Source organism: Nitrospira moscoviensis, from assembly GCF_001273775.1.
Classification (GTDB): domain Bacteria; phylum Nitrospirota; class Nitrospiria; order Nitrospirales; family Nitrospiraceae; genus Nitrospira_D; species Nitrospira_D moscoviensis.
In genome coordinates, this window is the sequence record NZ_CP011801.1 from 4432561 (window position 1) to 4454704 (window position 22144).

At 58.1% G+C, this 22144-nt stretch carries 23 protein-coding genes; 15 read left to right on the top strand and 8 right to left on the bottom strand.

Translation table 11 applies throughout. The features are described 5' to 3' along the window. Window positions 1-29 precede the first annotated feature (29 nt). From msrB to NITMOv2_RS23175, 8 genes are all read left to right on the top strand, one after another. Window positions 30-494 carry a peptide-methionine (R)-S-oxide reductase MsrB gene (msrB, locus tag NITMOv2_RS23170; RefSeq protein WP_083447621.1) on the top strand — a complete coding sequence of 155 codons (465 nt, stop codon included), beginning with the start codon at window positions 30-32 and terminating at the stop codon, window positions 492-494. A 90-nt stretch (window positions 495-584) separates the two neighbouring features. After that, entirely contained in the window at window positions 585-2045 is a 1461-nt protein-coding gene (locus tag NITMOv2_RS21555; RefSeq protein ID WP_083447620.1) for a catalase, read from the top strand. 115 nt (window positions 2046-2160) lie between these two features. Further along, complete coding sequence (locus NITMOv2_RS21560) at window positions 2161-3045, top strand: Dyp-type peroxidase (protein WP_053378017.1); 885 nt, start codon at window positions 2161-2163, stop codon at window positions 3043-3045. A 22-nt stretch (window positions 3046-3067) separates the two neighbouring features. Next, window positions 3068-3691, top strand: a complete 624-nt coding sequence (locus NITMOv2_RS21565; protein ID WP_053378016.1) for a paraquat-inducible protein A — start codon at window positions 3068-3070, stop codon at window positions 3689-3691. Beyond that, on the top strand, window positions 3688-4326 hold the full coding sequence (locus tag NITMOv2_RS21570) for a paraquat-inducible protein A (protein WP_053378015.1): 639 nt from the start codon (window positions 3688-3690) through the stop codon (window positions 4324-4326). The genes NITMOv2_RS21565 and NITMOv2_RS21570 overlap by 4 nt, the downstream gene beginning before the upstream one ends. Before the next feature lie 118 nt (window positions 4327-4444). Beyond that, window positions 4445-5962, top strand: a complete 1518-nt coding sequence (locus NITMOv2_RS21575; RefSeq protein ID WP_202967290.1) for a PqiB family protein — start codon at window positions 4445-4447, stop codon at window positions 5960-5962. 86 nt (window positions 5963-6048) lie between these two features. Next, window positions 6049-6570, top strand: coding sequence for a PqiC family protein (locus NITMOv2_RS25270; protein WP_420799906.1), 522 nt, complete (start codon window positions 6049-6051; stop codon window positions 6568-6570). Between the two features lie 139 nt (window positions 6571-6709). After that, window positions 6710-7291, top strand: coding sequence for a DedA family protein (locus NITMOv2_RS23175; RefSeq protein WP_083447618.1), 582 nt, complete (start codon window positions 6710-6712; stop codon window positions 7289-7291). Here the strand turns inward: NITMOv2_RS23175 and istB are convergent. Then, a complete protein-coding gene (gene istB / locus NITMOv2_RS21585; protein ID WP_053378012.1) occupies window positions 7221-7985 on the bottom strand; it encodes an IS21-like element helper ATPase IstB in 765 nt (254 codons plus the stop codon). The genes NITMOv2_RS23175 and istB overlap by 71 nt on opposite strands. Further along, window positions 7985-9523 (bottom strand): IS21 family transposase, encoded by a 1539-nt coding sequence (istA, locus tag NITMOv2_RS21590; protein WP_145976116.1) that lies wholly within the window; start codon window positions 9521-9523, stop codon window positions 7985-7987. Before istA ends, istB begins: the two co-directional genes overlap by 1 nt. 320 nt (window positions 9524-9843) lie before the next feature. Here istA and NITMOv2_RS21595 point away from each other — a divergent pair, with 320 nt between their 5' ends. Then, the gene (locus tag NITMOv2_RS21595) at window positions 9844-10302 is read left to right on the top strand and encodes a rhodanese-like domain-containing protein (RefSeq protein WP_083448308.1); all 459 of its coding nucleotides are present in this window, start codon (window positions 9844-9846) and stop codon (window positions 10300-10302) included. 215 nt (window positions 10303-10517) lie between these two features. Here the strand turns inward: NITMOv2_RS21595 and NITMOv2_RS21600 are convergent, their stop codons facing one another. Together NITMOv2_RS21600 and nirK are read right to left on the bottom strand one after the other, a co-directional pair. Beyond that, complete coding sequence (locus NITMOv2_RS21600; RefSeq protein ID WP_053378009.1) at window positions 10518-11540, bottom strand: TonB-dependent receptor; 1023 nt, start codon at window positions 11538-11540, stop codon at window positions 10518-10520. Window positions 11541-11773: 233 nt separating this feature from the next. Beyond that, window positions 11774-13282 (bottom strand): copper-containing nitrite reductase, encoded by a 1509-nt coding sequence (gene nirK, locus NITMOv2_RS21605; protein WP_238590516.1) that lies wholly within the window; start codon window positions 13280-13282, stop codon window positions 11774-11776. Between the two features lie 1462 nt (window positions 13283-14744). Here nirK and NITMOv2_RS21610 point away from each other — a divergent pair. From NITMOv2_RS21610 to NITMOv2_RS21630, 6 genes are all read left to right on the top strand, one after another. Further along, window positions 14745-15467 (top strand): response regulator transcription factor, encoded by a 723-nt coding sequence (locus NITMOv2_RS21610; RefSeq protein WP_053381796.1) that lies wholly within the window; start codon window positions 14745-14747, stop codon window positions 15465-15467. Next, entirely contained in the window at window positions 15464-15757 is a 294-nt protein-coding gene (locus NITMOv2_RS21615) for a hypothetical protein (RefSeq protein ID WP_053381797.1), read from the top strand. The genes NITMOv2_RS21610 and NITMOv2_RS21615 overlap by 4 nt, the downstream gene beginning before the upstream one ends. A gap of 337 nt (window positions 15758-16094) precedes the next feature. After that, a complete protein-coding gene (locus NITMOv2_RS25275) occupies window positions 16095-16313 on the top strand; it encodes a TraR/DksA family transcriptional regulator (RefSeq protein ID WP_083448292.1) in 219 nt (72 codons plus the stop codon). Between the two features lie 49 nt (window positions 16314-16362). Then, window positions 16363-16623 carry a hypothetical protein gene (locus tag NITMOv2_RS23685; protein WP_145976473.1) on the top strand — a complete coding sequence of 87 codons (261 nt, stop codon included), beginning with the start codon at window positions 16363-16365 and terminating at the stop codon, window positions 16621-16623. A gap of 228 nt (window positions 16624-16851) precedes the next feature. After that, complete coding sequence (locus NITMOv2_RS21625) at window positions 16852-17961, top strand: RMD1 family protein (RefSeq protein ID WP_053381799.1); 1110 nt, start codon at window positions 16852-16854, stop codon at window positions 17959-17961. Window positions 17962-18129: 168 nt separating this feature from the next. After that, window positions 18130-18372, top strand: a complete 243-nt coding sequence (locus NITMOv2_RS21630) for a hypothetical protein (RefSeq protein WP_145976474.1) — start codon at window positions 18130-18132, stop codon at window positions 18370-18372. Window positions 18373-18785: 413 nt separating this feature from the next. Here NITMOv2_RS21630 and phoU read toward each other — a convergent pair whose 3' ends face one another. From phoU to pstC, 4 genes are read right to left on the bottom strand one after another with little or no spacing between them, the layout of a single operon-like run. Then, window positions 18786-19478: a phosphate signaling complex protein PhoU gene (gene phoU / locus NITMOv2_RS21640; protein WP_053381802.1), complete on the bottom strand. Its 693-nt coding sequence runs from the start codon at window positions 19476-19478 to the stop codon at window positions 18786-18788. 12 nt (window positions 19479-19490) lie between these two features. Beyond that, window positions 19491-20276 (bottom strand): phosphate ABC transporter ATP-binding protein PstB, encoded by a 786-nt coding sequence (gene pstB, locus NITMOv2_RS21645; protein WP_053381803.1) that lies wholly within the window; start codon window positions 20274-20276, stop codon window positions 19491-19493. Between the two features lie 4 nt (window positions 20277-20280). Continuing rightward, complete coding sequence (pstA, locus tag NITMOv2_RS21650; RefSeq protein WP_053381804.1) at window positions 20281-21189, bottom strand: phosphate ABC transporter permease PstA; 909 nt, start codon at window positions 21187-21189, stop codon at window positions 20281-20283. Window positions 21190-21198: 9 nt separating this feature from the next. Beyond that, window positions 21199-22131 carry a phosphate ABC transporter permease subunit PstC gene (pstC, locus tag NITMOv2_RS21655; protein ID WP_053381805.1) on the bottom strand — a complete coding sequence of 311 codons (933 nt, stop codon included), beginning with the start codon at window positions 22129-22131 and terminating at the stop codon, window positions 21199-21201. Between the last annotated feature and the right edge of the window lie 13 nt (window positions 22132-22144).

Consider the following 22144-nt stretch of genomic DNA (forward strand, 5'->3'; position numbering starts at 1 on the left):
TTCTTCGCGGGCCAAAGGAGACGATCACGATGCTGAACTGGTCCAACGTCATTCATCTGGCTCATACGGGCAATCCCAGTCCTGATCGGGCCATCATAAAATCTACCGAGGAGTGGAAGCGGCTTCTTTCGGCAGAACAATATCGAATAACGCGCCTCAAGGGGACCGAGCATGCGCATAGCTCGCCTATGTGCAATCTATTTGTCCCCGGCCTATACGCGTGTGTGTGCTGTGGTACCGTGTTGTTTGACTCAACCGGTAAATTCCCGTCACAAACGGGATGGCCGTCTTTTACTCAACCGGTTAAACCCAATGTAATCGCGTATCATGATGACAACGCTCATGGCATGCGCCGCATTGAAACAACTTGTAACGCATGTGAAGCCCATCTTGGGCATGTGTTCCCGGATGGGCCAGCCCCCAGCGGCCTTCGATATTGCATTAACGCTCTTTCTTTGGTGATGCTAGAGCAAGGCCCGGTTGAGACTCTCTGACAGAACAACTGGCTCAGAAGTATCGTGGTATGGCAATACAGCAAGCATGATTTCTAAGGCCGATCGATTCTCTTAGGGAGGTTATCCATTGTGGGAGATAAGGACAAGAAGCTAACAACTAACGCAGGGGCGCCTGTCGTCGACAATCAAAATGTCATGACGGCTGGCCCTCGGGGCCCTCAATTACTACAGGACGTCTGGTTTCTAGAAAAGCTTGGTCATTTCAACCGGGAAGTGATTCCTGAGCGGCGCATGCATGCCAAAGGGTCTGGTGCCTTTGGGACGTTCACGGTCACGCACAATGTGACCCGGTACACTCGCGCAAAACTATTTGCTCAGATTGGCAAGACCACAGAACTGTTCGCTCGTTTCACGACCGTGGCTGGCGAACGCGGCGCTGCGGACGCTGAACGCGATATCCGAGGGTTTGCCGTGAAGTTTTATACGGAGGAGGGAAATTGGGATCTGGTGGGAAATAATACTCCCGTGTTCTTTCATCGGGACCCGCTCAAGTTCCCTGACCTTAACCACGCCGTCAAACGTGACCCTCGTACAAACATGCGCAGCGCTAAGAACATGTGGGATTTTTGGACTTCCCTCCCAGAAGCCTTGCATCAAATTACAATCGTCATGAGTGAGCGCGGAATTCCGGCGACCTATCGACACATGCACGGGTTTGGGAGCCATACGTTCAGTTTCATTAATGAACAAAGGGAGCGTCACTGGGTCAAGTTTCACTTTGTCTCACAGCAAGGCATTCGTAATTTGACCGATGCAGAGGCAGAGGCCATGATCGGCAAAGACAGAGAGAGCCATCAACGGGACCTCTTTGAGAGTCTTGAAAAAGGCGATTTCCCGAAGTGGGCTATTAAGGTGCAGATCATGCCGGAGGGTGACACACGAAAGGTCTCGTATAATCCGTTTGATCTCACCAAAGTCTGGCCTCACAAAGACTATCCGTTGATGGATGTGGGGACCATGGAGTTAAATCGTAACCCAGCCAATTTTTTCGCCGATGTTGAACAGTCAGCATTTAACCCGGCCAACGTTCCTCCTGGGATCGGTTTTTCACCGGACAGAATGTTACAGGGGCGCCTTTTCGCGTACGGGGATGCCCAGCGGTATCGGCTAGGAGTCAATCACCACCTGATCCCCGTTAATGCCCCTCGTTGCCCAGCCCATAGTTTCCACCGTGATGGCGCCATGCGAGTCGATGGCAATCATGGGGGGACTCTCAGCTATGAACCCAACAGCGGTGGTGAGTGGCTGGAGCAGCCAGAATTCCGAGAGCCGGCGTTGAGTCTCGATGGTGCAGCGGATCACTGGAGCCATCGTGAGGACACGGATTATTATTCGCAGCCGGCTGCGTTATTCCGCCTGATGAATTCTGCACAGCAAACCGCCCTGTTTGGGAATACGGCCCGTGCCATGGGGAACATTCCCAGAGAGATTAAGATCCGCCATATCGGTAACTGCTATAGGGCGGATCCTGCTTACGGGGAGGGAGTGGCTAAGGCGTTGGGCATCGCACTCTGCGAGGCGTTGCAATAGTTCGTTCTTCCTCGGTCGGACACCTGGCCCCTGAGGAGAGCGCGTAGCGGATCCACGTGTTTTTGTAATAAACGATATGGCCGCTGTTTCCCAGGGCTAAGCCTGAGAGGGTTCCATGAGTTTAATCCAGAAAGGTATCCTCGAGCCGGTGCCAGAACAGGCGCGATATCTGTTTTTTACTATGGCGCCGGGAGGCGATTTCACCAAGGCATTGGTGAATCTTCGTAAGTTCATCGACGGCAAGACGACTGTTGTGGGGATTGGCAACTGGCTTGTCGCTGCGTTGAATCGTGAGGTGCCTGGCCTTCGTCCATTTCCAGCCTTTTCTAAAACTGACATCAACATGTCTGCGACACCTGCAGCTCTCTGGTGTTGGGTTCGAGGAAACGACCGAGGAGAACTTTTCCATCAGACCCATGATATTGCCGGAAGTGTCTCTCCTGCTCTGCATTTATTCAGGGTGGTTGACGCTTTTCGATATCGTTCGGGATTTGACCTACTTGGGTATGAGGATGGAACTGAGAATCCTGAAGGAACCGATGCGGTCAATGCCGCGGTAGCGAGCGGCCTTGGCCTCGGACTTGACGGCGGCAGTTACGTGGCTGTGCAACAGTGGGTCCATGACTTCAGCCGATTTCGAGGTCTGGACCCATCGAAGCAAGATGATGCTATCGGCCGTCGAAGGGATGACAACAGCGAGCTTCCTTTGGCGTCACAATCTGCGCACGTCAAACGGACCGCACAGGAAAGTTTTTCGCCGCCTGCGTTTATCGTGAGGCGATCGATGCCTTGGATAGAAGATCAACAAGGGGGGCTCATGTTTGTGGCATTTGGCCGTACCTTTGACCCGTTTGAGGCTCTTCTAGGCAGAATGGCTGGTGCTGAAGATGGAATAACGGATGCGCTGTTTACCTTCACTCGTCCGGTCTCGGGAGATTATTTCTGGTGCCCGCCGATGGAGAGCGGGCGCCTTGATTTGCGGGCGCTCGGCTTGCAGTAATTCCCCCTCCACGCTATTGGGGATGCAAAAGAAAGCTGCCAACTTCTTGAACTCAGTCGTCGCGTGTGATGAATGCGATCTCGTCCAGCACCCCATCCCTCTGCATGATGGAGGATGGGCGCTCTGTCGTGGGTGCGAAGGTCCGCTGTATTATCGTGCTCAAGGGGGCCTCGATCGCGCGTTCGCCTTTGCACTGGGCGCCCTGGTCTTGTTTCTTGTGGCCAACGCATATCCGATCATCGAATTGGAAATCCAGGGCAACAGAATCTCCTCCAGCCTCTACGGTGCGATCACACAATTGTGGCATCAAGACATGAAGACACTCGCTGCGCTCATTGCCGCGACAACGATAGTCCTTCCTACCGTGGAGTTGGTCATCATGCTGTCGATTCTGTTTGCGTTGCGCCGCGGTGCTACCCCGGTAGGGATGTCCATGCTGCTTCGGCTCCTGCACGAAGTGCGGCCATGGAGCATGACGGAAGTATTCGTCTTGGCGGTACTGGTCTCGCTCGTGAAGTTGGCCCATATTGCCCATGTCGTCGTAGGTATTGCGCTGTGGTCATTCGGCGGCATGATGATATTGCTGATTGCCGCAGGCCAAGCGTTCAATCTCCAAGAGCTGTGGGAGCACGTGAATCCCGAATGACACCAGCCATCCCTACAGTGAAAGCGCTCGGGCTCTACTCCTGCCATACCTGCGGCCTCATCTCGAGGCCATCGCAGCAGGGGGACTCTGATTGTGCCCGCTGTGGCACCCATCTGCGCCTGCGCAAGCCTCAAAGCGTCGCACGTGCTGCGGCCTTTCTTGTGGCAGCTTATATCCTATATGTACCCGCGAACGTCCTGCCACTCATGGAAACGGGTTCCTTGTTCGGCGCTCAGGAAAACACGATTGTGAGCGGCGTGATCTATCTCTGGACGTCCGGGGCATGGGCACTTGCCTCAGTGGTGTTCATCGCGAGTGTGTTGGTGCCGCTTTTGAAATTATTCGCACTGACGCTGCTGGTGGCGACGGCCTGGCGCCGGTCGACTTGGCGGCCTTATCTACGGGCCAAAGTCTATCGGATGGTCGAGCTCGTCGGCCGCTGGTCCATGCTCGACGTCTACGTGGTCGCCGTGCTCGTGGCTCTTGTGCAATTACAACCACTTGCGGCCATTTCGGCCGGGCCTGGCGCAATCGCCTTTGGGGCAGTTGTCGTACTCAGTATGCTGTCAGCCAGGGCATTCGACCCACGGCTGATTTGGGATCCTGTGCACGAAGCGAGAAGCCTTGATGACTAACCGTCCACACGACACCGCGATCCCAGAAATACCAGACGCCGTCGCTGCGCCAAAGGGGCGGTGGTATCTACACCTTGTCTGGCTCGTCCCTATTATCGCTGCCTTGATCGGAGGGTGGTTGGCGTTTAAGGCTATTTGGGATCAGGGACCAACCATTACCATCACGTTTCGAGCCGCCGAGGGGCTTGAGGCCAACAAAACAAAGATCAAATACAAGGACGTCGACATTGGGGAAGTCAAACAAGTAATGATCAGTGAAGATTTGACACAGGTCATTGTCACCGCGGAGATGTCGAAACGGTTTTCTCCGTATCTGAGAGATGATACCCGGTTCTGGATCGTCAGACCGAGGATTGCCTTCGGCCAGGTTTCAGGAATTGGCACATTGTTCTCTGGCGCCTACATTGGGTTGGATGTTGGGTCTTCCGCGGAGGCGAGAAGGGATTTTCAGGGCCTCGAAGCGCCCCCTGTTTTTACGGGCGATGTAGCCGGCAGACAATTCATCATCAAAGGGCCGGATCAAGGGTCAATCGATGTGGGGACATCGGTGTACCTTCGCAGAGTGCCTGTGGGACGGGTGTTAGCGGCCAACCTCGATCAAGATGGAGCAGGAGTCACACTTACTGTTTTTGTGGAGGCTCCGTACGATCGATTTGTTACCGAAAATACTCGATTTTGGAACGCGAGCGGGGTCGATGTCACGCTGGATTCGACCGGGTTTATGGTCCAGACCCAATCCCTTGCCACCATCGTACTTGGCGGCATCGCATTTGAAACCCCCGACGGTACGGTGGCCATGGAGGAAGCCAAGGAACATACGATTTTTCGCCTATTTGAAAATCGGGCGCAGGCGATGAAAGCGCCAGACAAGCAGGCTATCCGATTCGCCGCAAGCTTCACAGAATCTTTGCGTGGACTGACTGTTGGTTCTCCCGTCGAATTTCACGGTATTTCGGTTGGAGAAATCACGTCTATCGGAGCGGAGTACGATGCACACACCCAGACGTACCACTTTCCGGTCGAATTCTCCCTTCACCCCGATCGATTAGCCAGACATTTCAAGAACAACTTAATGCGAGAAGAAGATACTGGCTTGACTACAAAGGACAAAATAAACGCACTCGTAGAGCACGGGCTGCGCGCGCAATTGAATACGGGAAGCTTCCTCACGGGACAACTGTTTGTCGCGCTAGACTTTTTCCCTGACGTTGAAAAAGCTGCAGCGGACTGGACCAGGGACCCGCCTGAGCTACCGACCATTCCCGGTGGTCTTTCCGGAATTGAGCGAAACCTTTCGAACCTGGCTAAAAAGCTGGATAAGGTTCCGTTCGACGCGATCGCAACGGATGTCCGCCATACGCTCCTATCCATGCGCACCGCACTGCAGCGTACGGAGCACCTGGTGCAACGGGTTGACGAACAGCTTCTACCGACAGCGCTGGCAACTATCGCGGAATCTAAACAAGCGTTGCAGTCTGTGGAGCGCCTCACGGCATCCAATTCACCGCTCCAACAGGATGCGCGGGAAGCGATGCGCCAGCTAGGGAGAGCCTCCCAATCTCTTCAGACGTTGGCTGATTATTTGGATCGCCACCCGGAAGCACTGATTCGCGGGAGAAAGGATGACAATCCATGAGCCTTGTCCAGGCGCGACTTGCCATGGGGGTGGTTTTATCCGTGCTCATCGCGGGTTGCGGGGCCTCGCCTCCCATACAGTATTACATGCTCAATAGCGTTGTTGTAACTGGAAAGGAACGCCCCCATCTTGCTCCGAATCTATCGGTCGGGCTTGGTCCGATCACGCTACCCGAGATGATAGATCGCCCACAGCTCGTGGTGCGGACCAATACTAACCGCGTCGTCGTTGCCGACACCCATCGTTGGGCCGGGCTGCTTAAGAACGAAATTCCCCGAGTCATTGCGGAGAATCTTTCTCGGATACTTGGCTCTACGAACATTCGGTATTATCCTCAGCACGGATCGGACACGGCCGAAACTCGAATCTATGTCGACATCCAGCGATTTGAGTCCGTCCTCGGTAAGGCCGCCACAATTGACGCCATTTGGACTATCCAACGGGCCGGTAGCACAGGACGACAGACCGATAGTGTGCACGTTCAAGAATCTGTACCCGATGAGAGTTACGACGCTGTGGTTGCCGCGTATGGTCGGGCTGTTTTCGCTGTGAGTCAAGCCATTGCCTCAACTCTCCAGGCGGCTGAGGCGGCAAGCTCAACTCCTTGAAGTGAGTCGACATACTTAGGTTCACAGCAGTGGGCGAAGGGATTGGCAGTAAATGCCTGCGTGACACTCCCACAATTCCGTGTGGGGATCTTGTGAGTAGATGGCCGTTCATATGAGCCTGATTGATAAGGAATATTGAATGAATGCTCTAGAAGTCTTAGTCAACTACGGACCGTGGATACTATTCATTGTCGTATTTCTAGAACAAGCAGGGATTCCAATTCCTGCTATTCCTCTTTTGGTGACGGCAGGTGCTTTGGTAGGTGCCGGGAAAATGCATGTCGGTGTTGCGCTGCTGATTCCCCTCTTCGCCGCTGTCCTTCCCGATCTTGCCTGGTTTTACTTGGGGCGGTCGAGAGGGGGGAAAGTGTTGGGCCTTCTTTGCAAGGTGTCTCTCGAGCCTGATTCCTGCGTGAGGAGTTCGGAGAATCTGTTTCGACGCCATGGCACTCGCACGCTCCTGGTCGCGAAGTTCATCCCAGGCCTAAGCACCATTGCGCCTCCACTCGCGGGCATCGTCGGAATGTCAATTCCCATCTTCATCCTGTATGACACGGCTGGATCATTGTTGTGGATTGTGTATTCCGCTGAATCCGGCCACCGATTCCGAGCGAATCCGGCCACCCCTCGGAGCCCCGCGACGCAGGGCCTCAGTGGTCTGTCTTCAGTGGCCGACTTCCGTCCGATTTTGCCAGCCGTTTGCGCATCGATTCTCCTTTGAGCGTGATCTTATAGGCGTTGTGCACGAGCCGGTCAAGAATGGCATCGGCCAGCGTCGGCTCCCCGATCGCCGTATGCCAGTGATCGATCGGGAGTTGACTGGCCACGAGGGTGGCCCGCCGCCCGTGGCGATCATCAAGGAGTTCCAACAGATCGCGGCGCTGTTCGTCAGTTAAGGGAGCCAGCCCCCAATCATCGAGGACCACGAGGTCCGTCTTCGCGAGACTCCGGAGCAGGCGCCCATAGCGGCCATCGCCTTTGGCCACCGCCAGCTCCCGGAAGAACCGCGGCAGTCGCAAATACAAGGCGGAGCAGCCCAGCCGGCAAGCCATCTGGGCCAACGCACAGGCCAGATACGTCTTGCCCGCGCCGGTGGGCCCCACAATCAACACATTGTCATGCTGACGAATCCACTGCCCCGTAGCCAGGGACGCGATGACGCTTTTCTCCAGCCCCCGCGGATGGCGATAATCGAGATCTTCCAAGGTGGCACTGCCGGGGAACCGGGCCTGGGCCAGCCGCCGCGCCAACCGGTGATTGTCCCGGACCGTGCACTCGCGATCGACGAGCAGCCCCAGTCGTTCCTCGAAGCTGAGCCGCTGCACCTCAGGCATCTCCAGTTGTTCCGCCAAAGCGGTGGCCATGCCGGTGAGCTTCATCGCCTCCAGCGCCGTGAGTGTGGGATGACGTAACATCAGAACCCTCCTTCCTGTTGATAATAGGTGGTGCCGCGCAGATGGTCGTGCGCATGCGGGAGTGGGACCGTCGGAACCGGCTCGGGGAGCGGCTGCTGGTCGAGGCCGGTCTGTAAAATGGACTGCACGCTCTTATAGGTGAACGCCTCCAGCACCTGCGCCCGCCGACAGGCGGCCTCCAACCGCGCTGCGCTGTACGTCCGCTCCAGGCGGAGAATCCCCAGACAGGAGCGATAGCCTTGTTCGGGATGCGGCCGCCGCGCCAGGAGTTCGGCCACGACGGTGCCGGTCGCGGGCCCGACGGTCTCCGCCCACTGGATCAGCCGGGAGGGCGACCACGCCAGATAGCGTTGGTGCGCCGAGGGGAGATGCGCGGTGACCGTGGTGTGGCGGCCGCGCTCGGCACTCCGCATATGGCTGGCCACCCGCTGCCCCTTGTAGAAACACTCGATGGTGGCCGCCGTGAGCCGGACATCCAGGGCCTGATGGACCAAGGCGGAGGGGACGCTGTAGTAGTGGCCCTCGACCTCAAGATGCGAATCGATATTCACTCGGGCGATCCGCCACTCGGCATAGACGTAGGGCTCGGTCGGCAGCGGCTGCAAGGCCGGCCGATCCACGGCCTCGAACTGGGACTGCCGACAGCCAGGGAGCTTTTTGAAGGGCCGGCGATTCAGCCGGTCCAAACAGGCGGCGATGGCCGTATTGAGCTCCGCCAGACTGAAGAAGGGGTGATGCCGCAGGCAGGCCAGGATCCAGCGTTCGACGAGCAGCACGCCCGCTTCGACCTTGGCCTTGTCCCGCGGTTTGCGCACCCGCGCCGGGATTACCGCGACGCCGTAGTGCCGGGCCAGATCGGCGTAGGTGGGGTTCAGCTCCGGTTCATACCGGCAGGCCTTGGTGACGCCGCTGCGTAAATTATCGGGCACGAGGATTTCCGGCACACCGCCCAAGAAGGCGAAGGCCCGGACATGCGAGCCGGTCCAATCGGGGAGCGTTTGGGTCCAGGTCGCCTCGGCATAGGTGTAGCTCGATGCACCAAGAACCGCGACAAAGATCTGGGCCTGTCGAATCGTCCCGGTCTGCCGATCCTGGACCGGCACGGTCTGGCCGGCATAATCGACGAAGAGTTTCTCGCCCGCCCGATGCTCCTGCCGCAGACACCGATCCAGGGTGGCGCGCCAGGCCCCGTAGAGATCACAAAAGCGGCTGTACTGATAGCCGTCGGGGTGCTGCGCTTTGTATTCCTGCCACAGCAGCGCCAGGGTCACGCCCTTGCGCGTCAATTCCTGATGCACCGTGGCCCAGTCCGGCATGGCCCGCGGCGGGCTGGTCGGCGAGGGGGCCGCCGGATACAGCCGGGTTTCCAGCTGCGCGTCATCCAGCTCTTCCGGCAACGGCCAGGACAGCCCAGCCGCCGTGGCGCGATAGAGCGTTTCCGCCACCGTGCTGCGCGCCACCCCACAACTGGCCGCGACTTGTCGGTTGCTGAGCCCGCAAGCCCATTTGAGTCGCAATAGGTCTTTGATTTTTCGCATGGTCACTCGCTCCGCTGGCATCAGTCCCTCCCCCCTAGTAAATGGAGGGGACACGATACCCAGGTTGAGGAGGACCTGTGTCGCGGGCGGCTCCGACAGGAGCCCGTGGCGGATCGCCGGCTTATTCCGAGGGATGTCGGCCACCGATTCCGAGGAGACTCGAAACAGTGGCCGACTTCCGGTCGGAATCAGTGGCCGCGTTCCGTCGGAATGGGTGGCCGACTTGCGTCGGAATCAGTGGCCGGCTTGGGTCGGAATACGCATTGTGGATCGCTATTTCCGAGGGAGTGGGATTCTTATTTAGCAATCAACTGGAGTCCATGATGGCTCTTTTCGATCAGGCTGGTGAATGGATCCTCGTCACTGCTCTCATCGGGATTGCCATTTTTATCGGGCACAAATTTCATCGTAGACAACAGGTGTTGCGTGAACATCGGATGGCGAAGATTTCCACCGATGAATTGAAAGACATGATGGATGGCGGGCAGCCGGTCAAGATTATTGACGTCAGAAACCTCCTGTCGCGTGAGACGGACCCCGAAAGTATTCCGGGCGCCATACACTTGCTATTCGAAGAGATTGATCATCGCAAAGATGAGCTGCCGAGAGATCACGAGGTTATCCTGTACTGCACGTGCCCGAACGATATTTCCAGCGCCCGCACCGCATTAAAGCTGAAACAACACGGCATTCAACGTGTTCGGCCTCTTGAAGGGGGACTTGATGCGTGGAGAGAACGGAGGTACCCCACTGAGCGAATTGACCTCCCGAGACTGTAGGTTTATGTAGTGAGGCTCGGCCTGGATAGGGCGTGATCATGAAAAGAGCAAGACAAGCTCTCTAACATACCCGGAGCCCGTAGGCCTCATCAGCTTGCAGGAGAACCAGGTATGCGATGGACATGGGTTGCCTGACAGAGCTCAAGATCCGGTACCTGTGCTGAGGGGAGGACCATCTCTTGGGTGAGGCACAACCAAGGACTCCATCTGTTTGATTAGAAGCGGAAGGCACTACCAATCCAGACCGTATTCACGATAGTGAGATCTTTCTCAAAAGTCAGTTTTCCTTGTGATCGAAGATAGCCAAGCGTGAGATCAATTCCTTGAGTGAGCGCGTATCGTCCTTCAATCTCACCCTGCAAGGTTGTATCATGGGCGCCTCGAAAATCATCATCAGGTATACCCGACGTCAACGAATTCCTTTCATAGTCTATTCCGCATCTAATCGAAAGCCTCTCTGTTAGACGCGCAACGATTTCCGCCTCAAGGTAATGAATGTACCCGGAGACGTCCTCGCCAAATTCAGGTTGTTTTCGCCCCCTCGCAAGGCCACGCTCGAGGTGGTAGCCGAGCATAAAGGTGAGTCCTTCACGAAACTCCCACTCCATATGCGTACCCAGTGTCCAAAAGAACGTGTCCCGTCCAGAAAATGCTTCGTTGTACGAACGGGTTCCGTATCGATTAAGGAGACGGAGCGTCAAATTATCAAGAACCTTACGCTCTAATTCAATTGCTCCAAAATGAGTTGTGACACGCTCTTGCCCGATGCGGGATTCCCCCAGTCTGCTCTCTTCGTGGGTCCCTAAAAGCAGGTTGGGACCGTAATGATACCGAAGCCTCAGCTGTGTATTTGCCGGGAGCGCTTGCGTAATCTGTGCGCCGAATGTGCCGTGATTGAATTCAGGAGTGTTCTCGAAAATAAATCCTTGGGCACGAATGGCGGCATCAAGCTTACCCCACGAGGGGAGAAAAGAGCGGGTCGCCTGAATCACTGGCTCGACGACAAAGCTGCGCCCTTGCCTGGGAATATCAAGGACCGGCTGTGTTGGGTCCTCAAGCAGTGATAGACGCTGCGAGGCAGAGAAATTGGATACGTTATCAGTATAAAATGTGTTTAACTCTCCGCTAAACTTCCATGTAGACACAACCGATTCGGTGGGCTCGGCCCCCATCAATGAAGCGGGCCAGAGGAACAAAGCAAGAAACAATGCACGCCGGTCACGAAAAACAAACCTCATATCAGTTCCGTTCTCCTTCGACTTGGGAATCTTATTCGCCCGCCCTATGCTCCTAGCCAAGGTTTGAAAGTCCGCTTTATAGAAGATCTACTTGCTGCGAGACAGACATGCCTTGCACCGCCCCGACCCTAGGGAAACTGGTGCTGAGGGGGAGAACCTCAGCACAAAGCAAGGATAGGAGTGGGGAGGACGGCGCAAGAACCCGCCGCCCTCCCTCCACCATAATGTGTAGGTTATTGCTTGAGAGACCCGTGATAGAGGCTTTGCAGCAATTCGCTATTCCAACCACCTTCGACCATGACATGACCAGCCGCACCAAACTCGACCGCTTCGATCAGATTGTGATTGAGATACACGTATAAACCAGGCTGCTTAAAGGTATATAAAGCCGCACCTGCCGCACCTCCTCGCACAAACCACGTCTGCACATCTTTTAATGGCGGAGAGGAAAACGAGCCTGTTTCCCACACGTAGTCTCCGTGGCCACCGATAAGGTGAGGCCGGGTATCTCGGTTTCCTTGCATGTGGATAAACAACACTCGCTCGCCGACTTTCGCTTTCATGGCGTCCTTGCCTGTTAATCCTCCGACACGTCCGTTAAAAACAATGTGAGATGGGGTGAGGCTATGCATCGAGGCAACCCAGTCGTTCAGATCTTCGCCAGAGAACGAGTATTGTTTAAACTTTCCCGTGGCATCGCGTGGCACATAAAAATCATTTTCTCCGATGTAATAGGCTCGATCATAGGTTAAGGAATTACCCTTTTCGTCGGTGAGCCCCTGGCGAGGCAGGACCAATATGACTCCCGTCATCCCATGCGTGACATGGTAGGGGGTCATGATTCCCTCTGGAGCGCAGTGATACAAGAACGTACCTGATTTCGTAGCCTTAAAACGAATGGTGGCTTGATTGCCTGGTGTCACAGTCGTCAATGCCGCTCCTCCAAGTTTTCCAGTCACTGCGTGCAGATCGATGTTATGCTCCATCAGATTGGAAGATGGATTTCTAATCGTTAATTCAACGTAATCTCCCTCATGAGCGACGATAGCTGGAGCAGGGATTGAGCCGTTGTAAGTCAGCGCCATAATCGCTGTGCCGTCACTATCCAAAACCCATTTCTTTTCCTGCACCGTCAGCTCAACGACAACCACTTTAGGATCACCGGTCGTGGCTTGATCGTGTAGTGGCAACATAGGCGGAGGGACGAGATCAAGCTTCACTCGCTCGAGCTTAGCAACTAAATCCGCTACTTCCTTGGAAGCGGCCGTGGTCACCATACTTAAGTCATGGCCGGCTGTATCCATGTTGGAACTCTCATGTGCGAGCGTTCCAAGATAGGCGACGACGTCACGACGCGCCTGGGCGTCCTCGACCATGATCGGCATCTTGCTATGCGCCTTTGGATTGCCTAAATAGAGCCGAACAAAATCAGACGGTCCATGCAGCCATTGCGTAAGTAAATCCTCGGTCCAAATGAGCCCTTTTGCGTTGGATTCCTGAAGGGCATGACTATAGTCGTATCCAGGGTAGGAACCTGCTTTCCTGCCGACCACCCCATTTAGAACCGGCCCAAATGCGTTTTGTGCCGTCTCGCCAACTTGGTGACAGGCGAGGCACTGCTTAAACAAGGCCTTCCCACGCTCCGGGCTACCTGGGAAATCTTTCGCCGCCACGGCAGGGCTCAACCAAGCCAGAAGGCCAACCATCCCTGCCAATGCCAGAAACAATCTTGATGAGTTCATTTTCAAACCCTTTCATTTCCTAGGAACGCCATGACCAAGCACGTGGAGCGTTCAGGGAGGATAGATCCTGCATCAGCAGGCTGTGTCAGTGGGGCGACACTGAACTTTGGCTATAGTGGTATACTGAGCGAACATTTTTTAAGTTTTGCACATTACAGCCATTGATCATCCCCAACCAGAATCCGCGTCAGCACCATATGATCAACGGGCGTGCTTTTTGTGGTTCAAGCGTTTAAACACTTTCACGGATACTAATAGGTCGTCCAAATCCAAGTCTGTCAGCTTAATGACAAACAACCAGCAGAATGCCTGAGTTGAGAAACAGTAATGGATTCAGAAACGCGAGATGCCTTCAGCAGCTCCAACTCAGTCGATTTTTGGCCGGATGAAAATGAGCCTGGCAAACAAGAGAGGGGACAACCTGAAATGTAGCCGTATTCCACAAGGAATATGGCCCGCGGATAGCGCGGCAATGCGGAGTGGCAGGCCCTGGATGATGATTTAACCCATGATCTTGCCAACCGTCTAAATCGCGAGTTCCACCATCGGTGGCGCGGTGGTTGCCGAGGGTGAGAATTCTCGGGATGGTGCGGTTCACCGCATACACGCCATTCAGCGCATTCGTGTCTGACTAGATCGACTCGAAAGTGGAGGAGTGGAGCGGATTAGGCTGGGGCCGCCTGTGATCAACTGGGACTAACATCTGACGGCGCATCGTCTGCCGGCCAACGCAGAGATGAGATCCAGCGTATCGGGCCTTATGAGCCAAGGCGGGAATGTCCCCGCCGTCGATCAGCTTTGGGATCTAGTATGGAAGAAGATTAGAAAACATGCACGCGTCCGGTTAAGCCTTGTACCTCTAGTGACTTTTCTGTATGAAGATGATCTCCTTCATATGTCCAGAAAATCCGTTGAATGGGTCTCATTTTGGAGTTGGCAGGTGAGGTTTAGGCTGGAGTGGTCCGCCCCCAGGGGTTAGGCCACCAGGCCAATTTAGTCACGCCAAGAATGAGATTTCACTGAAACCTAGGCCGCTGGGAGTTTTCTGAAGAAAAGAAGAAAGAGAATTAGTTTCCATATTTTTTGTTATGAATTTGGATCTCGCTGGATTGGCCGATTTGAAAAGTTTCCATATCTTCTATCTTTGCCAGGTTGTATACCAACGTGATATCAATTGGTTAGAAAAGAGGAAGTTTCTCTAAATTTTGTAATGCCACAAGAACCTGTCAAGATTCGAAATATTAAGAATGTATTACAGAAACTAGGGACGTCCCTCGTGCAGCCAGTCGCATTCCACCGGTGTCAGCGCCTGCATGCGCTGGATGGCGGGAGAGATGAACATTGGCGGCGGCGTCAGGAACGGCCCACCATTGAAACTTTAACGCATTGGTAATGCCCCTGTAACACGGGGGAGCTAGCGTGGTGGCGTTGGGTGTGGTTTCATTCCCAAGAGAGGCTCTGTATGGCTGCCCACTCGCCGAAAAAGATTCTGATCGTAGAGGACGAGGCGGACATCGCCCGCTTGGTCAAACTCTATTTGGAGAAAGAGGGCTATCAGACGACCCTCGCGAGAACGGGGTTGGAGGGATGGAAAGCGCTGGCGTCGGAACGTCCCGATCTGGTGATTCTCGACTTGATGCTCCCGGAAATGGACGGCCTCGAGCTGTGCAAGAAGCTTCGCGGCCGGGCGGAGACCGCTCTGCTTCCGGTGATCATGCTCACCGCCAAGGCCGACGAAGCCGACACGATTGTGGGCCTCGAGTTGGGGGCGGACGACTATGTTACCAAACCCTTCAGTCCCAAGGCCCTGGTAGCCCGCATGAAGGCCTTGTTTCGCCGTCTCGACCGGCAGGATGACGACAGGCCGTCGTTGTATCGCTATGGACATCTGGTCATGGACCTGTCCCGGCATGAAGTCACCGTCGACGGGCGTGAGACTCCCCTCACCGCGAAAGAGTTCGGGCTGCTCGAGCATTTTCTTCGTCATCCCGGCCGCGTATTGACCCGGGATGTGCTGCTCAATGCGATCTGGGGCTACGAATACTACGGCACGACACGAACGGTCGACGTCCATGTGCGTCGTCTGAAATCCAAGCTGCCTGTTTTGAACCAGGCAGTCGTTTCGGTGAAATCGCTCGGCTATAAGCTGCTCGAACCGGAGCCGGCCTCCCCCGCGCGGCGATGACCCCGAAGGCGTCACGCCTCCTTGCCCCAGCCTCTCTGCTTCTGCTTCTCGCCTGCATCCATGAGCCTCGTCTGGAGGCGTTCGAAGAGAGCGTCGGTCGCCTCACTCAAGACGAGCTCCGCCATCAATTCGGCGATCCCCAGCGGCTCAAGCGGCTGCCGACCGGCACGGAAGTCTGGGACTACGATTTCCTGGCCGGCGGGTCGCGCTGCGCCGGCTATCGGGTGTACTTCGACGACGCCCAACGCTCGACGCGCTGGGAGTCTCGCGCCTGTGCGGCCGCACCGTGAGCCGAATGCCGCACGCCGCCCTGCCCGTCGATGCCTCCCGCCCGCGCGGGTCCCCGCCTGTTACAGGAATTTGAGCCGCTCCTGACATAACCGGCGCACCCGGTGCAGTACGCTAACGTCCAATCCACGGTGTCGCCATGCCTTATACAGGCTCTTCACACAACAAGCGGACGTCGGCGCCGAGCCCCGGCTCAGGCCGGCCCGTCATCCCGCACCGTGAGTTGGGTAGGCAATTGGAGCGCCAACGGGCGATGCTCTTGAACAGCACGGCCCTCTCCCTCGCCGCATCGGACATATCAGAGACGTCCGCCGACCTCGCCGACCAGGCCGCCATGGAATGCGCGCACGATCTTGCGCTGGAGGTAAAACAACGCACGTTCAAAAACTGCGCCGGATCGAACGCGCGCTGCAATTGATACGGACAGCTGATTATGGACGCTGCCGGCAGTGCGGCGCGGACATTCCGTCTCGCCGGCTGCAGGTACAGCCGGACGCCGTCTTCTGCGTGCCCTGCCTCAGCGCCGTGGAAAGACAGGCGCTCGACCGAGGCTGGTAAAAACACCTCGCTGACGGTGACCCCGGGGTCGTGTAACGAGGAGGATGCCATGCGGTGCGGACGTTGCGCCGGCATGAGCGTGCCGGAAATCATCTCGGAGGGCGGCACACGGCTGGCGGCGCAGCGGTGCATTCACTGCGGCGACGTGGTGGACGGGGTGATCCTCCGCAACCGGCATGCGGGCCAACGCCCCCGGCCCGGCCGAGCCCGAACGCCCGCCTACAGCCGGCGCAGCCTCCCGCCACCCGCTCTCGCGTCGTGGCCGGCTACAACGATCCTCGATCACCCATGCCGGTCAGGCGGGGCTTGATCTTCAGCCGTGAATGCACGATGCGCGGCGGTGTCTCTCGCTCGAATCCGCTCCTTCTCTTGCGCCGGCCCGCGTACCTGTAACCATAAGGCTCCCCGGTGAGGTTCGACGATCAGCACGAACGTGAGCTGCGGCGAACACCGCCCTTCGAAAAGGAGGACCGATGTGGAGGACGGGCCCATGCCCGGCCTCGTGGTAGAATGATCCGTTGTCTGTGAGCGCTCCCTTATGCCTGCACCCCCAAGCCCGCTCGTCATTACCAAAGGGACCTGCTTCGCCCTCTTCGCGTACGACATCGGGCTGTCCATCAACTTGACGGAGGCCGAGCGCCGCATCACCGCGAGCACCGAACGGGGGCGCCTGCGCCATAAGGCCCGCGCGCCGCAATATTTCGAGTACCGCCCGGCTCCGCTGCGCCTGGTGCAGGAAGGCGGCGTGTTCGCCGTCGGCCTGTACCAGTCCAGTCCTACCGTGGAGGTCATGGTCTACGATTTCGGCGCCGTCACCATCACCTATCGTTTTCCGCTGGACGGTCCGTTCGACCATTTATTGGATCTGAGCGAGTCGCTCTACGAAAATGAGCAGCTCCTGATGGAATCGCGCACGCGCGTGGATCAATTGATTCACGTGTTGTCGCCGGCCATCGAGCGACCGCGGGTCGCCGACGAAGTCGAGGACTATCTCATTTTTTCCATTGAATCGTGCCAATCGGCGGGAGGCCGCCCCTTGTGGATGACTGAAGAAGCGGAGCTGGCGCGCATTCTGCGGGCCGAGCGCACGCCGCTCTCGGAACAAGAGACGGCCGATGCGCTGTCGTGCCGGATTTCGTTCGGACTGGAGGACGCCGCGCTCATCGATTGGAACGCGGCGGTGCTGTTCGGCAAGGAGATGGACGATGTGCGCGCCGTGCTGGAGTTCGCCAACGTCGAATTGCTCGAAATGCGCCTGCTCGACGAGCAGCTGGACCGTTCGCTGGACCAGGCCTACGAGGCCCTGTCCCGCAAGCCGCGCCTCCTGTCGCTGCCCGGCTCGCACGAGAAAGACACGACGCACATCGCGCAGCTGCAGGTCGACGCCGCGCTGCTGTTCGAGCGGGTCACGAACACGCTGAAGCTGCTCGGCGATCAATATCTCGCCCGCGTCTACCGCCTGGTCTCACAACGGTTCCACCTGGAAGCCTGGGACGCGAGCATCTTGCGGAAGCTCCAGACGCTGGAAAGCATCTACGGCAAGATGTCCGACCGCGCCGGCACCAGGCGAATGGAAGTCCTGGAATGGATCATCATCGTGCTGATCGCCGTGTCCATCGCCGTCTCGTTCCTGCCGCCCGGACACTAGCCGCAGAAGGGAGGATCTATGCGTCACCCCATCAGGAGGGTTCTCCGAATGGGCCTCGTGGCTGTCGCGTTTCTGACGTGCGCCGCATGCGCCGCTGACAGGACGGATTGGATACAGCCGGGGAAAACCACGAGATCCGAGGTGGTGCAGCGCTACGGGGAGGCCGATATGGTTCAGGCGTCTCAGGATGGAGAGATCGCGACTTATCGGCCGCCCCTTACACGAACTCCGCCGCCCCCAATGGAAATCCCCGTGGTTCGGGCCGCCCCGTTCGGCGTGGCACGGACCGAGATGGAGCCGGTGAATCCGTGGCTGGGGGTGCGCGACGTGGCGGCCGGGACGGAGCGCCCGCCGGACGGACTTCGTATCGAATACGACACCCGAGGCATCGTCCGCGACGTGCAGCGATGACAGCTCGCGCCGCACTGCGATTTAACGGAAGCTTGACGCAAACTTGACCGAGTCCGCCTCCCGCTCGGTGTACCTTCTGCCGTCGAGCCCAGGAGGTGCCGGATGATCCTCTCGCCCGACGACCGGTTTATCGAGATTCAGGTGCCGGACGCGGACACTGAACAGAAATTTCTCCGCCTTGCCGTGCAGGCCGCCGTAAGGCGGTACCGCGAGCGGCATGAGATGCCCGTGCCCTTGCGGACGGTGCCGACTGGGCCCTCCGTTCCGCAGGGAGGATCTAGAGCGCTTTACATGGAATCAGCCGACGGTGATGCCCCTCGTCGCCTGGCACCAGACGCCGGTATTCCACCGGCATGAGCGACGGGGTCCCGCCCAGGCATCATTAGGCACGCCGGTGTTACAGCCAGTGAACGCTATGGCGAGGTCATGGCGAAGCCGTCGTCCGGACTCTCCTGGCTCATGTGGCGGATGATCTTGCCTTCCACCATGTAGACGACCAGTTCGGCCACGTTCGTCGCGTGGTCGGCGATCCGCTCGAAGTACTTGCCGATGAACGTGAGGCGGATCGCGCGTGTGATCGTGCGCGGGTCTTCGAGCATGAACGAGACGAGCTCGCGAAACAACTGCTCGGTCAGATCGTCCACGAAGTCGTCGTCCCGGCAGACTTTGCGCGCCAAGGCGGCGTCGCGGCCGACGAAGGCGTCGAGCGACTCCTTCACCATGCGGATAGTCCAGTGGGCCATGCGCGGGATGTCGATATAGGGTTTGAGCTGCGGTTCCTTGTTGAGCTCGATCGCCCGTTCGGCGATGTTTTCCGCCAGATCGCTCATCCGTTCCAGCTCGGTGGAGATCTTCATCGCCGTCGTGATGAAGCGCAGGTCGCCGGCCGTCGGTTGCTGCAGCGCGAGGAGCCGGAGGCAGGCCTCGTCGATTTCCACATCGAGCTTGTTCACCCTCAGATCGTTCTCGACCACCCGGATCGCCACGTCGGAATTGCGCTCCGTCAACGCCAGGAGGGCGTCTTCCAACTGCGACTCGACCGAGCCCCCCATGAGCAGGATCTTTTCCCTCAGCTCCTTGAGTTCCATGTCGAGGTGCCGTTCCATCGTCCCTCCTCCTTATCCGAAGCGCCCGGTTACGTATTCTTCCGTCAACTTATTCGACGGATTCGTGAAAATGGCGTCCGTGTGGTCGAATTCGATCAGCTTGCCGAGGAACATGAACGCGGTGAAGTCCGACACCCGCGCCGCCTGCTGCATGTTGTGGGTCACGACGACGATGGTCACTTTTTGTTTCAGGGTCGTCATCAACTCCTCGATCTTGGCGGTCGCGACGGGATCGAGCGCGGACGTGGGCTCGTCGAAGAGCAGGATCTCGGGGTTCGTCGCCAACGTCCGCGCGATGCACAGCCGCTGTTGTTGACCGCCCGACAAGGCGGTCGCGGGACCGCGGAGGCGATCCTTCACCTCCTCCCACAAGGCGGCGTCCCGCAACGCCTGCACCGTCCGTTCTTCCAGCACCGCGCGATCCCGGATGCCCCTGATTGTAAGCCCATAGGCCACGTTCTCGGCGATCGATTTTGGAAAGGGGTTGGGTTTCTGGAACACCATGCCGATCCGCATCCGGATTTCGATCGGATCGACGGCCGGATCGAGCAGGTTGATCTTGTCGGGATACAACGTGATGTCGCCCCCATACCGAGCGGCGGGTTGTAGGTCGTGCATGCGGTTCAGACACCGGAGAAACGTGGTCTTCCCGCACCCGCTCGGTCCGATCAACGCGGTAATGCGCCGCTCGGCGACCGGCAGCGTCAGCGAGTTCAGCACCTGGGTCTGCCCGAACGAGAAGCTCAAGTCGCGGACATCGGCTTTGATCGGTGGAGAGGGAGCGGCTTTCGATATCATCCGTTCACCAGTGAATGCGGCGGCGTGCGCGATAGCGGATGTAAAACGCCAGGCCGTTCATGGCCAGCGTCACCGACATCAGAATCAGACCGGCGGCGGCCGCATTCAGGTGAAACGCCGCCTGCGGCCGCGACACCCAATTGAAAATCTGCATGGGCAGCACGGTGAACGGATCGAACAGCCAGTCCAACGACACAAAGGGCGGATCGGCGGTCACCGGTGACGAGGGGAGAAAGGCGATGAACGAGAGGGCGCCGATCGTGATCAAGGGCGCCGTTTCACCGATCGCGCGGGACAACGCGATGATGACCCCGGTCAAGATGCCCCCGGTGGCATAGGGCAGGACGTGGTCGCGGATCGTCTGCCACTTCGTCGCCCCCAGGGCATACGCCGCTTCGCGGATCGCGGTCGGCACCGTTCGGACGGCTTCGCGCGTCGCGATGATCACGACCGGCAAACACAAGAGGGCCAGCGTGAGCCCCGCGGTCAGGATGCTGTGGCCCAGCTGCAGTTGGTGGACAAAGAGTCCCAGGGCCATCAGCCCGTACACGATCGAGGGGACCCCCGCGAGGTTGGCGATGTTGATTTCGATGAGCGCGGTCACCCGATTTCTGGGCGCGTACTCTTCGAGGTAGACCGCGGCCGCCACGCCGAGCGGGATGGACGCCAGGGCCGTCACCAGCATGACGAGGAAGGTGCCGACGCAGGCCGGCAGAATGCCGGCCTCGGCGGGCATCCGCGACGGATACGAGGTGAGGAACTGCCAGCTGAGCCGCCGGCCTCCTTCGACTCCCAGCGTGCCGAGAAGAAAGATCAGAATCACCACGGCGGAGGCCATCGAGCCGAGCCCTGCCCACCGGAACAGCCGGTCTATCCGCTGACTCCTCGCGATATGGCCTTGAAGCTCGCGCACCGGTCCTCCTCAATACTTTCGATGAAATCTGGTTCTCAGGAGGTATCCGCCGACATTGAAGAGAAAGGTGAGGAGGAACAGCGTCAGGCCGGCCGCGAAAATCGTCTGGTAGCCGACGCTGCCGTGGGGCAGGTCTCCCAAACTGACCTGGACGATGTAGGCCGTCACGGTCGCCGCCGGCTCCAGCGGATTCCAGGTGAGGGTCGGCTGCATGCCCGCGGCGATGGCCACGACCATCGTCTCGCCGATGGCCCGCGAGACGGCCAGCACATAGGCCGCCCCGATGCCCGACACGGCGGACGGCAGGACCACCCGCAGCGCCGTCTGCATGCGCGTGGCGCCCAGGGCGAAGGACCCTTCGCGGATATGGACCGGGACGGCATGCAGCGCGTCCTCCGCCACCGAGGTGATATAGGGAACGATCATCACCCCGATGACCAAGCCGGCGCTCAGCATGTTGAAACCCGGCAGATCCGGCCACAGACGCTGTAAGAACGGCGTGACGACCAGCAAGGCGAAATAGCCGAAAATAACGGTCGGCACCGAAGTCAGCAGCTCCAAAAAAGGCTTCACCGTTTCCCGTACGCCTCTGGCGGCGTATTCGCTCAAGTAGAGTGCGGTCAGGGTGCCGGTCGGCAGCGCCACAGCCAGAGCGACCGCCGTGGTGGTGCACGTCCCGGCCAGGAGCGGCAGGATGCCGTAGTGGGCGTCGGCGAAGAGCGGCGTCCACTGCGTATCGGTCAGGAAGTCGAACAGGGACACGGAGCGGAAAAAGACGGCCGACTCGTACAGAAGTATCCCGACGATGCCGAGCGTGATCCCGACGGACGACAACGCGGCCGCGAGCAGCAGGAATTCGATGACCCGCTCACCCGGCCGGGAGAGCGAGACGGACCTGCGGACGATGCGCGGGTCGGCTTCGATGGACGGAGCCTCATGCATGGCGTGCGGACTC

Bases quoted from the DNA above. Each gene is read 5' to 3' on its own strand.
- msrB (WP_083447621.1), top strand. From the start codon at position 30: ATGCTGAACTGGTCCAACGTCATTCATCTGGCTCATACGGGCAATCCC.
- NITMOv2_RS21560 (WP_053378017.1), top strand. From the start codon at position 2,161: ATGAGTTTAATCCAGAAAGGTATCCTCGAGCCGGTGCCAGAACAGGCG.
- NITMOv2_RS21565 (WP_053378016.1), top strand. From the start codon at position 3,068: ATGCAAAAGAAAGCTGCCAACTTCTTGAACTCAGTCGTCGCGTGTGAT.
- NITMOv2_RS21570 (WP_053378015.1), top strand. From the start codon at position 3,688: ATGACACCAGCCATCCCTACAGTGAAAGCGCTCGGGCTCTACTCCTGC.
- NITMOv2_RS25270 (WP_420799906.1), top strand. From the start codon at position 6,049: ATGCTCAATAGCGTTGTTGTAACTGGAAAGGAACGCCCCCATCTTGCT.
- NITMOv2_RS23175 (WP_083447618.1), top strand. From the start codon at position 6,710: ATGAATGCTCTAGAAGTCTTAGTCAACTACGGACCGTGGATACTATTC.
- istB (WP_053378012.1), bottom strand. From the start codon at position 7,985: ATGTTACGTCATCCCACACTCACGGCGCTGGAGGCGATGAAGCTCACC.
- istA (WP_145976116.1), bottom strand. From the start codon at position 9,523: ATGCGAAAAATCAAAGACCTATTGCGACTCAAATGGGCTTGCGGGCTC.
- NITMOv2_RS21595 (WP_083448308.1), top strand. From the start codon at position 9,844: ATGATGGCTCTTTTCGATCAGGCTGGTGAATGGATCCTCGTCACTGCT.
- NITMOv2_RS21600 (WP_053378009.1), bottom strand. From the start codon at position 11,540: ATGAGGTTTGTTTTTCGTGACCGGCGTGCATTGTTTCTTGCTTTGTTC.
- nirK (WP_238590516.1), bottom strand. From the start codon at position 13,282: ATGAACTCATCAAGATTGTTTCTGGCATTGGCAGGGATGGTTGGCCTT.
- NITMOv2_RS21610 (WP_053381796.1), top strand. From the start codon at position 14,745: ATGGCTGCCCACTCGCCGAAAAAGATTCTGATCGTAGAGGACGAGGCG.
- NITMOv2_RS21615 (WP_053381797.1), top strand. From the start codon at position 15,464: ATGACCCCGAAGGCGTCACGCCTCCTTGCCCCAGCCTCTCTGCTTCTG.
- NITMOv2_RS25275 (WP_083448292.1), top strand. From the start codon at position 16,095: ATGCGCGCACGATCTTGCGCTGGAGGTAAAACAACGCACGTTCAAAAA.
- NITMOv2_RS23685 (WP_145976473.1), top strand. From the start codon at position 16,363: ATGCGGTGCGGACGTTGCGCCGGCATGAGCGTGCCGGAAATCATCTCG.
- NITMOv2_RS21625 (WP_053381799.1), top strand. From the start codon at position 16,852: ATGCCTGCACCCCCAAGCCCGCTCGTCATTACCAAAGGGACCTGCTTC.
- NITMOv2_RS21630 (WP_145976474.1), top strand. From the start codon at position 18,130: ATGGTTCAGGCGTCTCAGGATGGAGAGATCGCGACTTATCGGCCGCCC.
- phoU (WP_053381802.1), bottom strand. From the start codon at position 19,478: ATGGAACGGCACCTCGACATGGAACTCAAGGAGCTGAGGGAAAAGATC.
- pstB (WP_053381803.1), bottom strand. From the start codon at position 20,276: ATGATATCGAAAGCCGCTCCCTCTCCACCGATCAAAGCCGATGTCCGC.
- pstC (WP_053381805.1), bottom strand. From the start codon at position 22,131: ATGCATGAGGCTCCGTCCATCGAAGCCGACCCGCGCATCGTCCGCAGG.